Consider the following 14,339-nt stretch of genomic DNA (forward strand, 5'->3'; position numbering starts at 1 on the left):
TCAATGGAAATCAGAGCTCTGATTTCCATTGAAATTGCGGAAGTTGTCCACAGCCGACGGCGTGTCGGGCCCCGACACGCCGTCGGGCCGCAGTTTCAATTGAAACTGCGGCCCGACGCGAACTGCGGTCCGATGCGGGGTCAGGCGTTGGCGAGGGCCTTGAGGGCCTCGGCGCGGTCCGTGCGCTCCCAGGGCAGGTCGATGTCGGTGCGCCCGAAGTGACCGTAGGCCGCCGTCTGGGCGTAGATCGGCCGCAGCAGGTCGAGGTCGCGGATGATCGCCGCCGGGCGGAGGTCGAAGACCTCGTTGATCGCCGACTGGATGCGCGCCGGGTCGACGTTCTCGGTGCCGAAGGTCTCGACGAACAGGCCCACCGGCGCGGCCTTGCCGATCGCGTAGGCGACCTGCACCTCGATCCGGCTGGCCAGCCCGGCCGCCACCGCGTTCTTGGCCACCCACCGCGTCGCGTACGCCGCGGAGCGGTCCACCTTCGACGGGTCCTTGCCGGAGAAGGCACCGCCGCCGTGGCGGGCCATGCCGCCGTAGGTGTCGACGATGATCTTCCGGCCGGTCAGGCCCGCGTCGCCCATCGGGCCACCCACCACGAACCGGCCGGTCGGGTTCACCAGCAGGCGCGTGTCGGAGGTGTCGATGCCGAGGGCCTCGATCTCCGGGCCGACCACCTTCTCCTTGATGTCGACGGCCAGCATCGAGTCCAGGTCGATGTCGGCGGCGTGCTGCGTGGACAGCACCACGGTGTCCAGGCGAACCGGCTGGTCACCGGCGTACTCGATGGTCACCTGCGTCTTGCCGTCCGGCCGCAGGTACGGCAGCACCCCGTCCTTGCGGACCCGGGTCAGCCGCCGCGACAGCCGGTGCGCCAGCGCGATCGGCAGCGGCATGAACTCCGGAGTGTCGTCGCAGGCATAGCCGAACATCAGGCCCTGGTCGCCGGCGCCCTGCTTGGCGATCTCGTCGATCACGCCCTCGACGCGGGACTCGTGCGCGACGTCGACGCCCTGCGCGATGTCCGGCGACTGCGAGCCGATGGCGACGTTCACGCCGCAGGAGTTGCCGTCGAAGCCCTTCGCGGAGGAGTCGTAGCCGATCTCCAGGATCTTCTCCCGCACGATGGTCGGGATGTCCGCGTAGGCGTCGGTGGTCACCTCGCCCGCGACGTGCACCTGACCGGTGGTCACCAGCGTTTCGACCGCGACGCGCGACCGCGGGTCCTGGGTGAGCAACGCGTCCAGGATCGAGTCGCTGATCGCGTCGCAGATCTTGTCCGGGTGGCCTTCGGTCACGGACTCACTGGTGAACAACCTGCGACCGGTGCGCAGGTCCGACTGCTGACTCACAACTCTCCCTGAAATTCCTTGGAAAAGACTCACCGCAGTGGCCTGACGTGCGAGGTCAGCCTACTGCCGGGACAGCTGCCGGTTCACAGCGTCCCACAATGTGGCCGCCAGCCTGGACTTCGCGCCGAACGGGATCGGCTGCTCGGTGCCGTCGCCGCCCAGCAGCCAGCCCGCGTTGTCCTCGACCTCGAAGGCCTGCCCGTCGCCGACGGTGTTGACAACCAGCAGGTCGCAGCCCTTGCGGGCGAGCTTGGCGCGGCCGTGCTCCAGCGCGCTGGTGGTCGGATCGCCCGTTTCGGCGGCGAACCCGACGATCAGCGACGCCGCCAGCTTGTCCGCGTTCCGCGCCTCGACGAGCTCCGCGAGGATGTCCGGGTTGCGGGTCAGCGCCAGCGGCTCCGGGTCCTGATCGGTCTTCTTGATCTTGTGCCCGACGTGCGACACCGGGCGGAAGTCCGCGACCGCGGCGGCCATCACGACGGCGTCCGCGCCGTCGGACTCGGCCAGCATCACCGACCGCAGCTCCTCCGCGGTACCCACCCGGATCACCCGGACCCCGGCCGGATCGGGCAGGTCGGCGGTGTGCGCGGCGACCAGCGTGACGTCCGCGCCGCGGTGCGCGGCGACGCGCGCCAGCGCGTAGCCCTGCCGACCGGACGAGCGGTTGCCGAGGTAGCGGACAGGATCCAGCGGCTCGCGCGTGCCACCGGCGGAGATCACCACGCGGCGGCCTTCGAGGTCGCGCGGCAGCGCACGCGGCTCGGCCAGCAGCAGCCGGGCCAGGTCGACGATCTCGGCGGGGTCGGGCAACCGGCCCTTGCCGGTGTCCGCGCCGGTCAGCCGGCCGCTGTCGGGCTCGGCGACCACCACGCCGCGGCTGCGCAGCAGCGCCACGTTGTCCTGCGTCGCCGGGTGCTCCCACATCTCGGTGTGCATCGCCGGGACCATCAGCACCGGGCACCGCGCGGTCAGCAGCGTCGAGGTGAGCAGGTCGTTCGCCTGCCCGTGCGCCGCACGAGCCAGCAGGTCAGCGGTGGCGGGCGCGACGACGACGAGGTCGGCCTCCTGGCCGAGCCGCACGTGCGGGACCTCTTCGACGTCGGCGAACACGCCGGTCTCCACCGGCTGCCCGGACAGCGCCTCGAAGGTCGCGGCGCCGACGAAGCGCAGCGCGGCCTCGGTCGGGATGACCCGGACGCGGTGGCCGGACTCGGTCAGCCGTCGCAGGACCTCACACGCCTTGTAGGCGGCGATGCCACCGCTGACGCCGAGGACCACCCGCGGGCGGCCCTGCGGCGTGGCCGCACCGCTGCTAACCGTCGTCACTCGCCTTCGGTGTGCTCGAGCACGCCCGCGTGGATCTCGCGGAGCGCGATCGACAGCGGCTTCTCCCGCGGACCCGGCTCGACCAGCGGCCCGACGTACTCCAGCAGGCCCTCGCCGAGCTGCGCGTAGTAGTCGTTGATCTGCCGCGCCCGCTTCGCGGAGTAGATCACCAGGGCGTACTTGGAGCTGACCTGCTCGAGCAGGTCGTCGATCGGCGGGTAGGTGATGCCCTCGACGGTGTTGGTCGACGGGCTGCTGTTGAGCGCAGCCAGCGCGCTGGGGGTGCTCACGTGAGTGGCTCCTGCTCCTCGTGGATGTCTGCTGGGGCGGCAATGACACGGCTGGCGGCCCGGCCGGGAACCCGGTCGACGCCGGGTCGGCGCGGAACGCGCGAGGTCACTGCTCGCGGCCAAGAATCAATCGTAGCAATTCGCTGGTAGCGGCCTGCACATCGGCGTTGACGACCGATGCGTCGAACTCCGATTCGGCCGCCAGCTCCTCGCGCGCGGTCGCCAAGCGCCGCTCCACGACCTCCGCCGGCTCGGTGCCGCGACCGGTGAGCCGGTCCACCAGCACCTCCCAGGACGGCGGCAGCAGCATGACCAGCTGCGCCTCCGGCATGGCCGCCCGCACCTGGCGGGCGCCCTGGAGCTCGATCTCCAGCACGGCCGCCCGGCCGGCCGCCAGGGCCTCCTCGACCGGCTTGCGCGGGGTGCCGTAGAGGTTTCCCGCGTAGCGGGCGTATTCGAGCATCTCGCCGGCGGCGATCATCCGCTCGAACTCCGCGGTCGAGACGAAGTGGTAGTGGTCGCCGTCGACCTCCCCGGCGCGGGGCGCGCGGGTGGTCGCGGACACGCTGAAGTAGATCTCCGGGGCCTGCCTGCGCACCTCGCTGAGCACGCTGGACTTGCCTACGCCGGAGGGCCCGGAAACGACGGTGAGCCGAGGCTCGCCCTGGCGGACGGTCCTCGGCTCAGCGCCGGTTTGTGCGTCGATCACTCGCCGCTGAACTCGGAGAGCAGCGCCTTGCGCTGCCGCTCACCCAGCCCGCGCAGTCGACGGCTGTTGGCGATCTCCAGCCGCTCCATGATCTGCGAAGCGCGGACCTTGCCAACGCCGGGAAGGGCTTCGAGCAGGGCGGAGACCTTCATCTTGCCCAAGACCTCGTCGTTGTCGGCGGTCTCCAGGACCTCCGCCAGCGTGGTTCCACCTCGCTTGAGGCGCTCCTTGAGCTCAGCTCGGGCGCGACGGGCGGCAGCCGCCTTTTCCAGAGCTGCTGCCCGCTGCTCCTCGGTCAGCTGGGGAAGGGCCACCATGTCCTCCGTGATGTGGGGTTTCTCTTGATCGGTGCGGGCGACGGTACCGAGTCCGCTCCACCGGGTTCCACTTGGGTCCCCGTTTTTGTGAGCAGGATTCATCCGCTTCGCCGCCCAGACCCGCCTGGTTCCGCTCGTACGAGGCGCGCACGAGCACGGGGCCGTTGCAAGTACTACCAACAAAGCCGCTGAAGTGCACTAATCTCGGCCAAAACTCTTCGAATGTGTCCGATTTCCGCACAGTTGAGCCACTCCGATGGCGTCCTCGCAGGTCACACCGGGGTGAAGTACCCCTCATCCGCGAGGTGACCAAGAACTCCCGCCGCTTCCGCTACGCGGAAGTTCCGCAAAGGTTCCGGCCGCCCGCCCGCCGGGATGGCGGCGGCGCCAGATCCAGAACACGGCGCACGACAGCACCGCCCAGCCCGTCAGCACCAGGAACGGGAAGGCGTGCTGGTAGCCGCCGAAGTAGACGGCGGTGTGCATCGCGTTGACCGACGCCCCGGGCGGCAGCCAGACGCCGATCAGGCCCAGCGGGGACGGCAGCAGCGGCCAGGACACCGCGCCGCCGGACGAGGGGTTGCCGAGCAGCACCATCAGCCCCCAGGTCGGCACCATCGCCCACCGCCCCATCAGCGCGTTGAACATCGTGAACACCATCCCGGAGCTGAACATCGTCAGCGCCAGGATCAGCCAGGCCTCGACGACCGGGAACCGGACGGCGCCGAGCAGCCAGTCGACCACGGCGATGATGGCGAACCCGCCGAACAGCGAGTAAGCGGCGGTGAACGCGATCCGCTCGGCGGGATCGAGCGCCTTGGCGTGCACGCTGAGCTGGATGGCGCCGACGAAGCCGATGACGATCGCGGCCAGCGTCACGTAGAACAGCGCAAGCCCGCGCGGGTCGCCGCGCTGCAACGGCTTGAGGTCGGTGACGACGACCGCCATGCCGAGACTCGCGCCGGCCTTCTGCCCCACCTGCTCCAGGAGCTGCGCGACGGACGCACCCGAAGCACTGGCCACATCGAGCCGGAACACGTCGCCGCGCAGATCGAGCACGCCGAACACGCGCTGCTCCTCCACCGCCTGCAGCGCCTCGTCGTAGTTGGACCGGTGGAGCTCGAACGCGGCGCCCGCGGCCTGCTCCATCTCGGCGACGAGCGCAGGATCGTGCCGGGTGCCGACGACGGCCAGCGGGACGCTGTGCGGCGTCGGATTGGCCATCGCGAAGGTGTAGGAGCCGGCGAACAGCGCGGCGGCCGCGGCGACGATGAGCACCAGCACGGCCGCCGGGAAGAACGGCGACTCCCGGAAGGCCCGCCAGCGCCCGCGCTGGACCTCAGTCGACGCCATGCGACGACTGTAGGTGACCAATCGCACACCGACCGGATTCCCGCGTTCGGCGGGATTCGCGGAGGTGACCGGGTCAGATGGTCTTCATGAGGTCCTGGATCCGGGTGGCCATGCGCTGCTTGTCGACCGGGGCGACCGTGGTCCAGGCTTCGGCGCTGCGGCGGCTGTTCTCGATGAGGTACCAGCCCTTGGCGGTGGCGAAGAAGTTGGTGACCATCGGCGCGCGGTGCCGCTTGCCCTGACCGTCCATGACCGACGCACCGAGCTGGGCCCACGCGATGCGCTCGCCCCCGGCCATCTCCACCAGCGTCCGCGCATCGTCGCGCCGGATCCCCTGTCGCGCAAGGCCTTCCGCCATCGCGCGGTCGGACTTACCGGCGGCCTTGGCGGCCTGCTCCATCGCATCACTGCGCAGCGACACACCGCGCCCAGGCCCGGCCTTGACGTCGTCGGGCAGCACGCTGAGCGCGGCCCGGACCATCGCGTCGGCGGGCAGGGCCTGCAACCGGACGCTCTGCTCGGTCTGCACCGCCAGCGTCGCGTTGTTCCGGACGTTGGCGACCAGCCCGGAAAGCTCCCGCTTCGAACCGTCGGGCTTGCGCTCGTTGAAGGTGACGTCGAAGGCCCGCTCGTAGCGCTGCAGCGGCAGGAACACGCCGTAGATGTCGTCTTCCCGCATCTCGTTGCCGAACCCGAGCGCGCGCAGCTCCTCCCACGCCCGCCGTTCGGCCTCGCGGCGCTCGGACTGCAAGATGCCTTCCGGGAGCACATTCAGCACCAACGGCTTGGCCCCCAGTTCGAAGTGCTTCCAAGCCTCGTAGAACGCCTGCTTCGACAGCTCGAATTTCACCGGATTCTCCCCAGGCCAGTACGTGGGCGGCACCGAACCGGTGCCGCCCACGGCGTTTTCTGTTGTGAACTACTGCTTACTTCCGATCTCACTCACCGAAGACGGGCGGCGCGACCTTCGGCAATTCGTCGTCGAAGAAGCCGTGATCGCCCTTGAGGTAGTCGGGAGTCTCGTGCTCCTGGTCCTCCTCGCCCTGCTTCCCCTGCGGGCGACCACCGGCCGCACCGGCCCCCGCGGCACCGCCACGACCACCGGCACCACCGGGACCGGACCCGGGAGCGGCGCTACCGGGACCACCGATCCCGGCCCGGCCACCGGCACCCACACCAGGACCGCCGGCCCCACGACCACCGGCACCGAGACCACCCCGGCTCCCAGCACCACCGGCGCCGCCACCGCGGCCGCCAGCACCACCGCCGAGCCCTGGCCGGCCACCGCTGGGACCGGAACCGCCGGGCCCACCCGGAACCCCGGGCACGCCGGGGTAGCCCCGCCCGCTGTCGCCGACCGGAACGCGCGGCTGCGGACCGGGAGTCCGAGACGTGTCAGGCCGCTGCCACACGGGATTCGTGTTGCTGACGTAGCCGGAGCTGCTGGTATTCGTGGTGCCGGTCGTCCCGGTACTAGGCCCGGGCGGCCCCATCTTGTCCGCCACCACCGGAGTCGCCGACTGGCTGGTGGTGCTGTGCGGCGAAACCTGCGGAACGCTCCCAACGTTCGGGTGCTCCGACCCGGTGACCGTGGTCCTCATACCGCCGCTCGGCGGCGGGCTGAACACCGAGCTCGCGGCAACCGTGCCCTGTGAAGCGTTGTCGTAGTTATGGAACGCCTGCACGGCTTCCTGACGCAGCTTCTCGTTGTGCGCCTTGGCGTCCTCGGCGTCGGTCGAGCCGGTCCATACCTTGTCCCAGCCCTCTTCGAGCCAGCTGTCGTCCGGGACTTCCTGCTCCTCGCCCTTACCGGGAATCGAGGACTGCACCTTCTTGAACGCCTCACCCTGGTCATTCATCAACTGCGACTGCGCCAAGGCGTTGTCGGCAGTGACCTCGGTCCACAGCACGACCGGCATGGCCTGGTTCTGCATGGCCTCGCCGGACTCGGACTGCATGACCGCGCCTACGCTCTTCAGCTTCTCCTCGACACGAGTTCTCAGTTCTCGGAGGTACTCGTCTTCTTTCTTCCAGCCCTCGGAATTGGTGTACAGGCCTTGGGGCGAGCCGCCGCTTACCCAGCCGCGCATCTGTTCAAGCGACGCGCCCTCGAAGTCCGAGGGTTCGATCTGTCTTGTGTCAGTCACCCCGTGCCCCCTCACGCATTGGGAAGATTCTGGATTGCAGCCTCAGCGAATTTTTCCGCCTGCTGGCACATATCGATACCAGGATCGACAGTTCCCGTCTTGGCAATGTTGGAGATCAGGAAACCCTTGTCGGAAATATTGGCATACAGAACGCACCCGGTGCTTTCCTGATATGCCACCACAGGATAGCCCCCCAGGTCAGCGGTCTTGTTCGGATCGCGACGCTTCCCGACTTCTTCGTCGAAGCTCCCCTTACCACTCACAGCGACGAAGACTCCCCACCCCGCCGTACCAGCCTTGCCCTTCTGGTACTGGCAACCCGGAAGCTCGTTGGAGGTGCGTTCACGTGGCTCTTGGTCAGCGCCGAGCGAGTTCCACTGAGACTCTGTGACGATCGAGCACTTGTCGGTGATCTCGACTGCCTTTGCAGGTCCCGTTCGCGGAGGAGTTGAGGGTTCGCGCGCACTCGTCGGTTGCTCCGTGGCCCCCTGGGTTTCCGACGGCGGGTTCTCCGCAGGGCTTCCACATCCGGCCAAGAACAAGCCGAGAAGGGCTGCGCCCGCCACCAGTGCCTTACGCCTCAACATTCCCTCCACGGAAGCTGTCCACGGCGTTCTGATCGTCGGTACGCGTTTGTTGCGCACTCGCCCGCAAATTCGCCGCAGTTTGCGCGAACACCTCGGCAAGACCAAGGTAATTCTCCATATACCCACTGCCACTGCCGGCAGCGACCTGACTGTAAACAGGCGCTGCTTGAGAACTGACCGGGTCCAACGCCGGCGGCTCCACCGACGCGAGTTGCTGAATGTCCAAGACACGGTCCTGCATCGCCTGGGCTTCGTCTTCGAAGAACCTGGCCACCTCATCGACCTTGTCGGGGTCGATGCGCATCGCCCCGCCCGCAGACTGAGACTGGGCAAAGGCTGCCTTGTCCGCCGCGCGCGCGAGGGTGGACGCGAAGGCTCCGATCGGAGCGACCCAGCCGCCTTTGTCCATCTGGTGTTGCATGTAAGCCTGGTCCGTTGCGTCGAACTGGACCTGGTTGCCTTCCCCCTCGGCAGTCACCGCTGAACTCCCCTCGTCCGCGTGCCGTCGCGACGAGGGCGACGGTCATCCACTTGCCAGCGTGGCAAACGTTAGCGCAAGTGAGCAGCCATAAGGCCGAGAGTTGATGAAGACAGACAGCGGCATCCGGGTGAATTCTCACCCGGATGCCGCTAAGGGGTTTCGGATCAAGGTCGTCTATGCATCGAGCCGCCCCGCGCGGACGCCATCGACGAAAGAGGCCCAGGTCGCAGCACCGAAGAGCAGTACGCCACCGTCGGGGTCCTTCGAGTCCCGCGCTGCGACAGCTGAGTCGACGAACGCCACCTCCACGCAGTTGGTGTACGTCGCGCTGCGGCTGCTCTTCCGCCACGCCAGGTTGGAAAGATCAAGAACTGTCATGGCGCCTCCTGGCAAGTCTTCACGTCAGCCCATCGGCGCTTTGCGAAATGAGCTCCGCCGAATCTTCGGGAGATAGCGCCACCTCGCACAACCGCCCAAGGGCGTCCCTTGCTGCCGCAACGTGCTCCACTTCTTCGAGAAACGACGTGGAACCACGGCACTCGACGTGAACGAGATCTTCGTGGCTCTTGAACTCCAAGAGCACGAACGGCCCATCGAACCCCGGGTGCGCACCCGCTGAAGTCGGCACGACTCGTAGGGTCACGTTGTCACGACTGGACGAACTGTGCAGATGCTTGAGCTGCCGGTACATGATCCCCGGCCCTCCGACAGGTCGCTCCAGCGCCGTTTGTTCGATCAAGAACACGAAGTTCGCGGCAGCTGCGGAATGCAGGACCGTCTGCCTGGCCATTCTCGCACTGACGAACTGGTGCACCTCCGCGGCCGTGAAGTTACGGCCTGATCCGTCGCACAGGGCTGCCGCGTACTCCGATGTCTGCAACAGCCCCGGTACGAGCATCGTCTCGTAGTTGTGGAACGCCACGGCTTCGTTCTCGAAGCGGATCAAGTCTTCCAGAGCCGGCAAGCGACCGTCCTGCACTTGCCACCAATTCGGGTTTGAGGTCGTGCGCACGATCCTCAACAGCTCTTCGCGGCGCTCCGCAGGTACCCGGTACAGGCCCAACAGCGCCGACACATCGTCGGCGTAGAGCCCCCGCTGGCCGTTCTCGATCCTGCTCAGCTTTGACATCGAAAACCCAAGTGCCCCAGCGACTTCTTCTGCTCCGAGGCCGCTTCGCAGCCTCAGTTCGCGGAGCTCGCTGGACACCCTCCGGACCCGGACCGGGACCCCGACTCGTCCGTTCATCTGGCCTCCCGCTTTCGGAATCGATCTGACCTCCCCCGACCACCATCACCGGTTGCCAGCGGGGCACGTAACCCAAGTCACTCGAAAGAATGTTTGCGTGCCCGAATGGAGACCCCGGAAAGTTCTTGCCGCAAGGGAAAATTCCGCTCCGGGAGGGCAGAAACATGTGCGCCAGCTGGAACATTCCGACCGATGGGCGACGAGCCGAGGTCACCGTCACGATGCTGGTCCGCGACGAGGTCTCAATCGCCCAGGAAGGCATCGAAGTCGTGGTCGCAAGGCGTCAGCTGACGGATCTCGCCGACAAGCTCTACTTCCTCGACCAGGCCTTCACCGCCGACGCCCGAGACGTCGTCGAAGCCCTCTGCGGCCAGGAATGAACCTGCCATCCCCATTCATCGAGGACCACAAGCACATGCGACGAACCATGGCCATCATCTGCCTACTCGCAGCAACCGCAACGGCTTGCACGTTGCCGGACAAACCGAATCGGGCACTGGCCCCGGTGGGCAGGCCATCCTTCAACGGCCCTGTCACGTCCGACAACGTCGACGGGGTCGATCCGAACGCGCTGTTCTGGGAAATGTTCTACCGCCAAGCCCAAGAACCGGTTCTGCACACCAGGCGGGAGCACTTCGAAAGTCCCGAACCGGCCGCCGAGCGAAGCATGGTCAGGGTGAACGATGAAATCCACGACTATCGAGCACGGCGCCACATCGGTGCTTCCATCGAACATTGGCTTGGCAAAAGCCGCCTGTGGGGCAAATGCGTCGATGACATGCAAGTCGACTACAGCCTTTCACGCGGAACCTGGGGAACGCCGAAGCCCGACCACCTGTGCCGGGTGCCGAGCAAGCCGTTCCTCGGCGACGGGATCATCCCGGCCGGCCTGACCGCCGATCAGGCCACCACGATGGTCAACGCGCTGAACAAAGACTCGTGGCGATTCCTGGTCGCCGAACGACCGGGCCTGGTCAAGGTCAACGGCGCTACGCACATCCGGCTCCCGGTACGCGCACGAGTGCTGCCCGATGCGGATGGTTACCGCTGGGACATGCAGCACCTCATCTGGGCCTTCAAGAAGACCGGGCTGGACATCCAGACCTATCCGTACCACACCGCTGGCAACACGGCCGCCGGCGCGGACATGACCTACTATATCGACCCGAAAACCCTGTTGCCCACCTACATGTTCCGCCAGGCCCTGCGCCCGTCCGAAAACGGCGAGCCCCGCCCTGCAGCCGTGACCAGGGTCGAATACATCCGTCCAGCGGTCTTCCCCGCCGACCCCCTGGCGGACACCACGCCGTGGGCCCTCTCCTGGGCCCCCGACATCCGCTGATCAAACGATCGATGCCACAGCCTCGTTTTTGGAGCGAACGGCCTGTTCGCCTCGTTAGATGAAGTGAACAGGCCGTTCGCTCCATCCACCCATCGCGAGCCGCTACGCGGCGGGGAGGGCCTGCAGGGCTGCTTCGGTCGTTCGCTTCGCCGCGTCGCAGCTGGTGCCGACCTCGATCGGCGCTCCTGATCGCACCAGGGCGCTCACCAGCAAGGATCCCGCGTCCGCCACGTCGACCACGAACGTGCAGCCCGTGGCGTCGTTGACCTTCGCCGCCGGGTAGCCGCCGACGTCGAGCTTCTGGGCGCGCGGCTGGGCCTCGGTGAACTGCTGGAACGTGCGCTCCCGATCCGCCGCCACGAAGACGCCCCAGCCCGGGCCGCCCGGGGTGCCCGACTCGTACTGGCAGCCCGGCTTGCCCGCGTTCTCGCCCGGCTTCGGTTCTTGGTCCAGGCCAAGGGTTCTCGCCTGGTCCGACGTGAGCAGCGAGCACGGGTCGCCGACTTCGAGCGACTTCGCCGTCGCGGTGCGGGTGGAACCGTTCGGCGGCTGGTCGGTGGGAGCCGCGCCTGTGCTGCAGCCCGTCAGCAGAAGTCCGGCCGCGACCGCGCCGGCCGCGAGTTCCTTGCGCAAGGCCCGCCTCCCGTCCGAGTTGTGGTGCGAGCGGAACCCTGCCACACGAGCCGAAATTGGCACAACCATTGTTGCGACATCAGAGTTACCGATAGACGCAGACCGGGAATTTCCTCGTCAGCCGTCGTTCTTACCGTTGTTCTCCAGCCGCTTTTCCCAGTTCTTCTGCCGTTCTTCCCAGCGCTTCTGGCGCTCTTCCCAGTGCTGGCCCGGCTGGTCGGCGTCCTCCTGCCCGGCGTCGGGAGGCGGCGGCTGCGGGGTTACCGTCACGATCACCGGGAGCGGCGGCGCGGGCGGCGGGATGGTGCGCACGTCCGCGGCGACGCGGTCCGCCGCGGCGAGGATGACGCGGGCGTTGTCCGGGTTGAGCTTGCCCTGCGCCTGCGCGGTGGCGATTTCGCGGTTCAGCTCGCCGAGGGCCGCCTCGGCGGCGGCGCGGTCGTTGGCCAGTGCCGCGGTCTTCACCGCTTCCACCTGCGTGATGAGCTGCCGGCGAACCTGCGGATCGACCGGTTCCGGCGCGCTACCGCAGCCAGCGAGCAGCAGCGCGAGCGCGGCGAGGAGGGCGCGTTTCATTCCCGGACCAGCCTTTCCAGGTTGGCGAGATCATCGGGCAGGCGAGCGACCCCGGCCGGCCCCGATTCCGGCGGCAGCGTCGGCGCGACGGACGCTTCCGGCAGCGAGAGGAACCCGATCAGCGCCACCAGCAGCACCAGCAGTCCGCCACCGGCCAGCAACAGCGGTCGGCGGCTCCGCCGCTTCTGCAGCTCGGCGACCGGGAGGTGCTGGGTGACCGGCCGGTTCGGCGGCTCGGCGACCGGGAGGTGCTGGGTCGGCGGCTCGGGCGGCCGTTGCGGGGCGGCCGGAATCCGCGGGATCACCTCGGTCGACCGGCCGCTGAGCAGGTCCGCGCTCTGCGCGGCGGTCGGCCGCCGCTCCGGAGCGGCGGCGGTCATCGCGATCAGCGCCCGGTGCAGGTGCGCGGGAATCCCGACCGGTACCTCGGGCGCGCGCACCAGCCTCGCCACGGCGCTTTCCGCGCCCGCACCGGGATATTCGACCCGGCCGGTGATGCATTCCAGCAGCACCAGGCCGAGCGCGTAGACGTCGGCCGGGTAGCTGACCTCGCCGCCGCTGACCTGCTCCGGCGCCATGTAGGTGGCGGTGCCGACGATGATCCCGGAACTGGTCATCCGCGCGACCGCGTCGGCCAGCCGGGAAATGCCGAAGTCGGCCAGGAAGGCCTTGCCGTCGCCTGCGATCAGCACGTTCGACGGCTTCACGTCGCGGTGCACGATCCCGTTGTCGTGCACGTGCGCCAGCACGTCGGCCAGCTGGCCGCCGAGGTCGGCGACGTGTTCCGGCGGCAGCGGGCCAGCGGCGATCGTGTCGGCCAGCGTCCGGCCCTCGACGAGCTCCATGATCAGGTAGAGCTCGTCCTCGCTTGCACTGAAGTCGTGCACGGTGACCAGGCCGGGATGGCTCAACCCGGCGAGGATCCGCGCCTCCTCGGCGAACCGCTCCCGCCCGGTGGCATCGGCACCGGAGCGGAAGACCTTGGCGGCGACGACGCGCTGCAGCCGGGTGTCCATGGCCCGGTGCACGTCGGCCATCCCGCCGGTACCCAAGCGGGCGCCCAGCCGGTAGCGCCCGCCCAGCAGAGGTGCGTCGCCCATCAACCCTCCGAACAGCCGGTCACCAGGAAAACCCTAACGGACCGACGTTCCGCGCCTGCTCGGGCCGCAGTGCCCAGGCCGATCGGGGTCAGGCGAACAGGAAGACCACCGCGGTGAAGGCCAAGCCCGGCGAAGTCAGGTAGCCGACGATGCGCACGGCACGCCTCAACGAAGGTTCAGGTACACGGTCTCGACCAGATCCGGGGCGTTGATCAGGCGGAATTCGAGGACCGAGTTGTCCGCGAACTGGATTCCGAAGAACTCCACGGGCTCGCCGCCCCGACCGCGCTCGGCCGAGGTGAACCGGCCGACGTGCGGGATCGGGATCTCCCACCAGGTTTCGATCGGGCCGGCCGGGTGCTGCGGTGCTCGCGGCTGATCATCCTCGACCTTCGCCCTGCCCTTGCCGAACAAGCCACCCAGCAGCCCGGAAGACTCCTCGCCCTCCGATGCTTTCTGCTGTTCAGCGGCCTTCAGCGCATCGGCGCGGGCATCCGCCTCCACGATCACCGCGAGCCGGCGGTTGCTGCACGCCAACCAGGAGAAGTGCTTCCCGCGGCTCAGCGCGTCCCCGCACTGCGCGGCCGCTCGCCCCGGGTTGTCGGTGTGGAACCAGCCCCACACGGCCGGGTCGTGCACCCACTCGTCCGCCATGAACTCCCCGGCCGACAGACGGGCGTTCACCAGCGGCCACGGCGGCTGCAAGCCGTCGTCCTGCTGCGGAAGGTACGGAACCTGCCGGGTGTTGCCGAGCGTGGCGCCGAACCAACCCGGCTTGTGCTCGCCTCCCACGAGGAAGATGAGCTGCTCGCCGGGGGCGCACCAGCCGTCGGTGAGCAGGCGTAGAACTTTGGACCGATCCCTCATCGCTGGC

18 protein-coding genes are annotated in these 14,339 nt (G+C 68.2%); 2 read left to right on the forward strand and 16 right to left on the reverse strand.

The features are described 5' to 3' along the window. Positions 1 to 140: 140 nt before the first annotated feature. The 12 genes from metK to ACWEV3_RS41175 form a co-directional block, all read right to left on the reverse strand. Positions 141 to 1,322: a methionine adenosyltransferase gene (gene metK, locus ACWEV3_RS41120; RefSeq protein ID WP_358578711.1), complete on the reverse strand. Its 1,182-nt coding sequence runs from the start codon at positions 1,320 to 1,322 to the stop codon at positions 141 to 143. Between the two features lie 96 nt (positions 1,323 to 1,418). Continuing rightward, entirely contained in the window at positions 1,419 to 2,684 is a 1,266-nt protein-coding gene (coaBC, locus tag ACWEV3_RS41125) for a bifunctional phosphopantothenoylcysteine decarboxylase/phosphopantothenate--cysteine ligase CoaBC (RefSeq protein WP_452619097.1), read from the reverse strand. Next, positions 2,681 to 2,974, reverse strand: a complete 294-nt coding sequence (rpoZ, locus tag ACWEV3_RS41130; RefSeq protein ID WP_010310991.1) for a DNA-directed RNA polymerase subunit omega — start codon at positions 2,972 to 2,974, stop codon at positions 2,681 to 2,683. Before rpoZ ends, coaBC begins: the two co-directional genes overlap by 4 nt. Before the next feature lie 106 nt (positions 2,975 to 3,080). Beyond that, on the reverse strand, positions 3,081 to 3,683 hold the full coding sequence (gene gmk, locus ACWEV3_RS41135; RefSeq protein WP_452619098.1) for a guanylate kinase: 603 nt from the start codon (positions 3,681 to 3,683) through the stop codon (positions 3,081 to 3,083). Then, on the reverse strand, positions 3,680 to 3,997 hold the full coding sequence (gene mihF, locus ACWEV3_RS41140) for an integration host factor, actinobacterial type (protein WP_029535742.1): 318 nt from the start codon (positions 3,995 to 3,997) through the stop codon (positions 3,680 to 3,682). The genes gmk and mihF overlap by 4 nt, the downstream gene beginning before the upstream one ends. Positions 3,998 to 4,294: 297 nt before the next feature. Next, the gene (locus ACWEV3_RS41145; protein ID WP_452619099.1) at positions 4,295 to 5,353 is read right to left on the reverse strand and encodes an ABC transporter permease; all 1,059 of its coding nucleotides are present in this window, start codon (positions 5,351 to 5,353) and stop codon (positions 4,295 to 4,297) included. 73 nt (positions 5,354 to 5,426) lie between these two features. After that, entirely contained in the window at positions 5,427 to 6,203 is a 777-nt protein-coding gene (locus tag ACWEV3_RS41150) for an ESX secretion-associated protein EspG (RefSeq protein ID WP_452619100.1), read from the reverse strand. An 88-nt stretch (positions 6,204 to 6,291) separates the two neighbouring features. Beyond that, positions 6,292 to 7,500 carry a hypothetical protein gene (locus tag ACWEV3_RS41155; RefSeq protein WP_452619101.1) on the reverse strand — a complete coding sequence of 403 codons (1,209 nt, stop codon included), beginning with the start codon at positions 7,498 to 7,500 and terminating at the stop codon, positions 6,292 to 6,294. Between the two features lie 11 nt (positions 7,501 to 7,511). Next, positions 7,512 to 8,087, reverse strand: a complete 576-nt coding sequence (locus ACWEV3_RS41160) for a DUF3558 domain-containing protein (protein WP_452619134.1) — start codon at positions 8,085 to 8,087, stop codon at positions 7,512 to 7,514. Continuing rightward, on the reverse strand, positions 8,074 to 8,565 hold the full coding sequence (locus tag ACWEV3_RS41165; RefSeq protein ID WP_452619102.1) for a hypothetical protein: 492 nt from the start codon (positions 8,563 to 8,565) through the stop codon (positions 8,074 to 8,076). Before ACWEV3_RS41165 ends, ACWEV3_RS41160 begins: the two co-directional genes overlap by 14 nt. 177 nt (positions 8,566 to 8,742) lie before the next feature. After that, positions 8,743 to 8,946, reverse strand: a complete 204-nt coding sequence (locus tag ACWEV3_RS41170) for a DUF397 domain-containing protein (protein ID WP_452619103.1) — start codon at positions 8,944 to 8,946, stop codon at positions 8,743 to 8,745. Between the two features lie 19 nt (positions 8,947 to 8,965). Beyond that, positions 8,966 to 9,814, reverse strand: coding sequence for a helix-turn-helix domain-containing protein (locus ACWEV3_RS41175; protein ID WP_452619104.1), 849 nt, complete (start codon positions 9,812 to 9,814; stop codon positions 8,966 to 8,968). A gap of 164 nt (positions 9,815 to 9,978) precedes the next feature. Between ACWEV3_RS41175 and ACWEV3_RS41180 the strand changes: the two genes are divergently transcribed. Together ACWEV3_RS41180 and ACWEV3_RS41185 are read left to right on the forward strand one after the other, a co-directional pair. Next, complete coding sequence (locus ACWEV3_RS41180; protein ID WP_452619105.1) at positions 9,979 to 10,194, forward strand: hypothetical protein; 216 nt, start codon at positions 9,979 to 9,981, stop codon at positions 10,192 to 10,194. Between the two features lie 35 nt (positions 10,195 to 10,229). Then, entirely contained in the window at positions 10,230 to 11,156 is a 927-nt protein-coding gene (locus tag ACWEV3_RS41185) for a hypothetical protein (RefSeq protein ID WP_452619106.1), read from the forward strand. Positions 11,157 to 11,258: 102 nt separating this feature from the next. Here ACWEV3_RS41185 and ACWEV3_RS41190 read toward each other — a convergent pair whose 3' ends face one another. The 4 genes from ACWEV3_RS41190 to ACWEV3_RS41205 form a co-directional block, all read right to left on the reverse strand. After that, positions 11,259 to 11,789, reverse strand: a complete 531-nt coding sequence (locus tag ACWEV3_RS41190) for a DUF3558 domain-containing protein (protein WP_452619107.1) — start codon at positions 11,787 to 11,789, stop codon at positions 11,259 to 11,261. A gap of 117 nt (positions 11,790 to 11,906) precedes the next feature. Beyond that, positions 11,907 to 12,365 (reverse strand): hypothetical protein, encoded by a 459-nt coding sequence (locus ACWEV3_RS41195; RefSeq protein ID WP_452619108.1) that lies wholly within the window; start codon positions 12,363 to 12,365, stop codon positions 11,907 to 11,909. Continuing rightward, entirely contained in the window at positions 12,362 to 13,465 is a 1,104-nt protein-coding gene (locus ACWEV3_RS41200) for a serine/threonine-protein kinase (RefSeq protein WP_452619109.1), read from the reverse strand. The genes ACWEV3_RS41195 and ACWEV3_RS41200 overlap by 4 nt, the downstream gene beginning before the upstream one ends. A gap of 165 nt (positions 13,466 to 13,630) precedes the next feature. Next, entirely contained in the window at positions 13,631 to 14,332 is a 702-nt protein-coding gene (locus tag ACWEV3_RS41205; RefSeq protein ID WP_452619110.1) for a hypothetical protein, read from the reverse strand. Positions 14,333 to 14,339: the final 7 nt, after the last annotated feature.

Source organism: Saccharopolyspora sp. NPDC003752, from assembly GCF_053605825.1.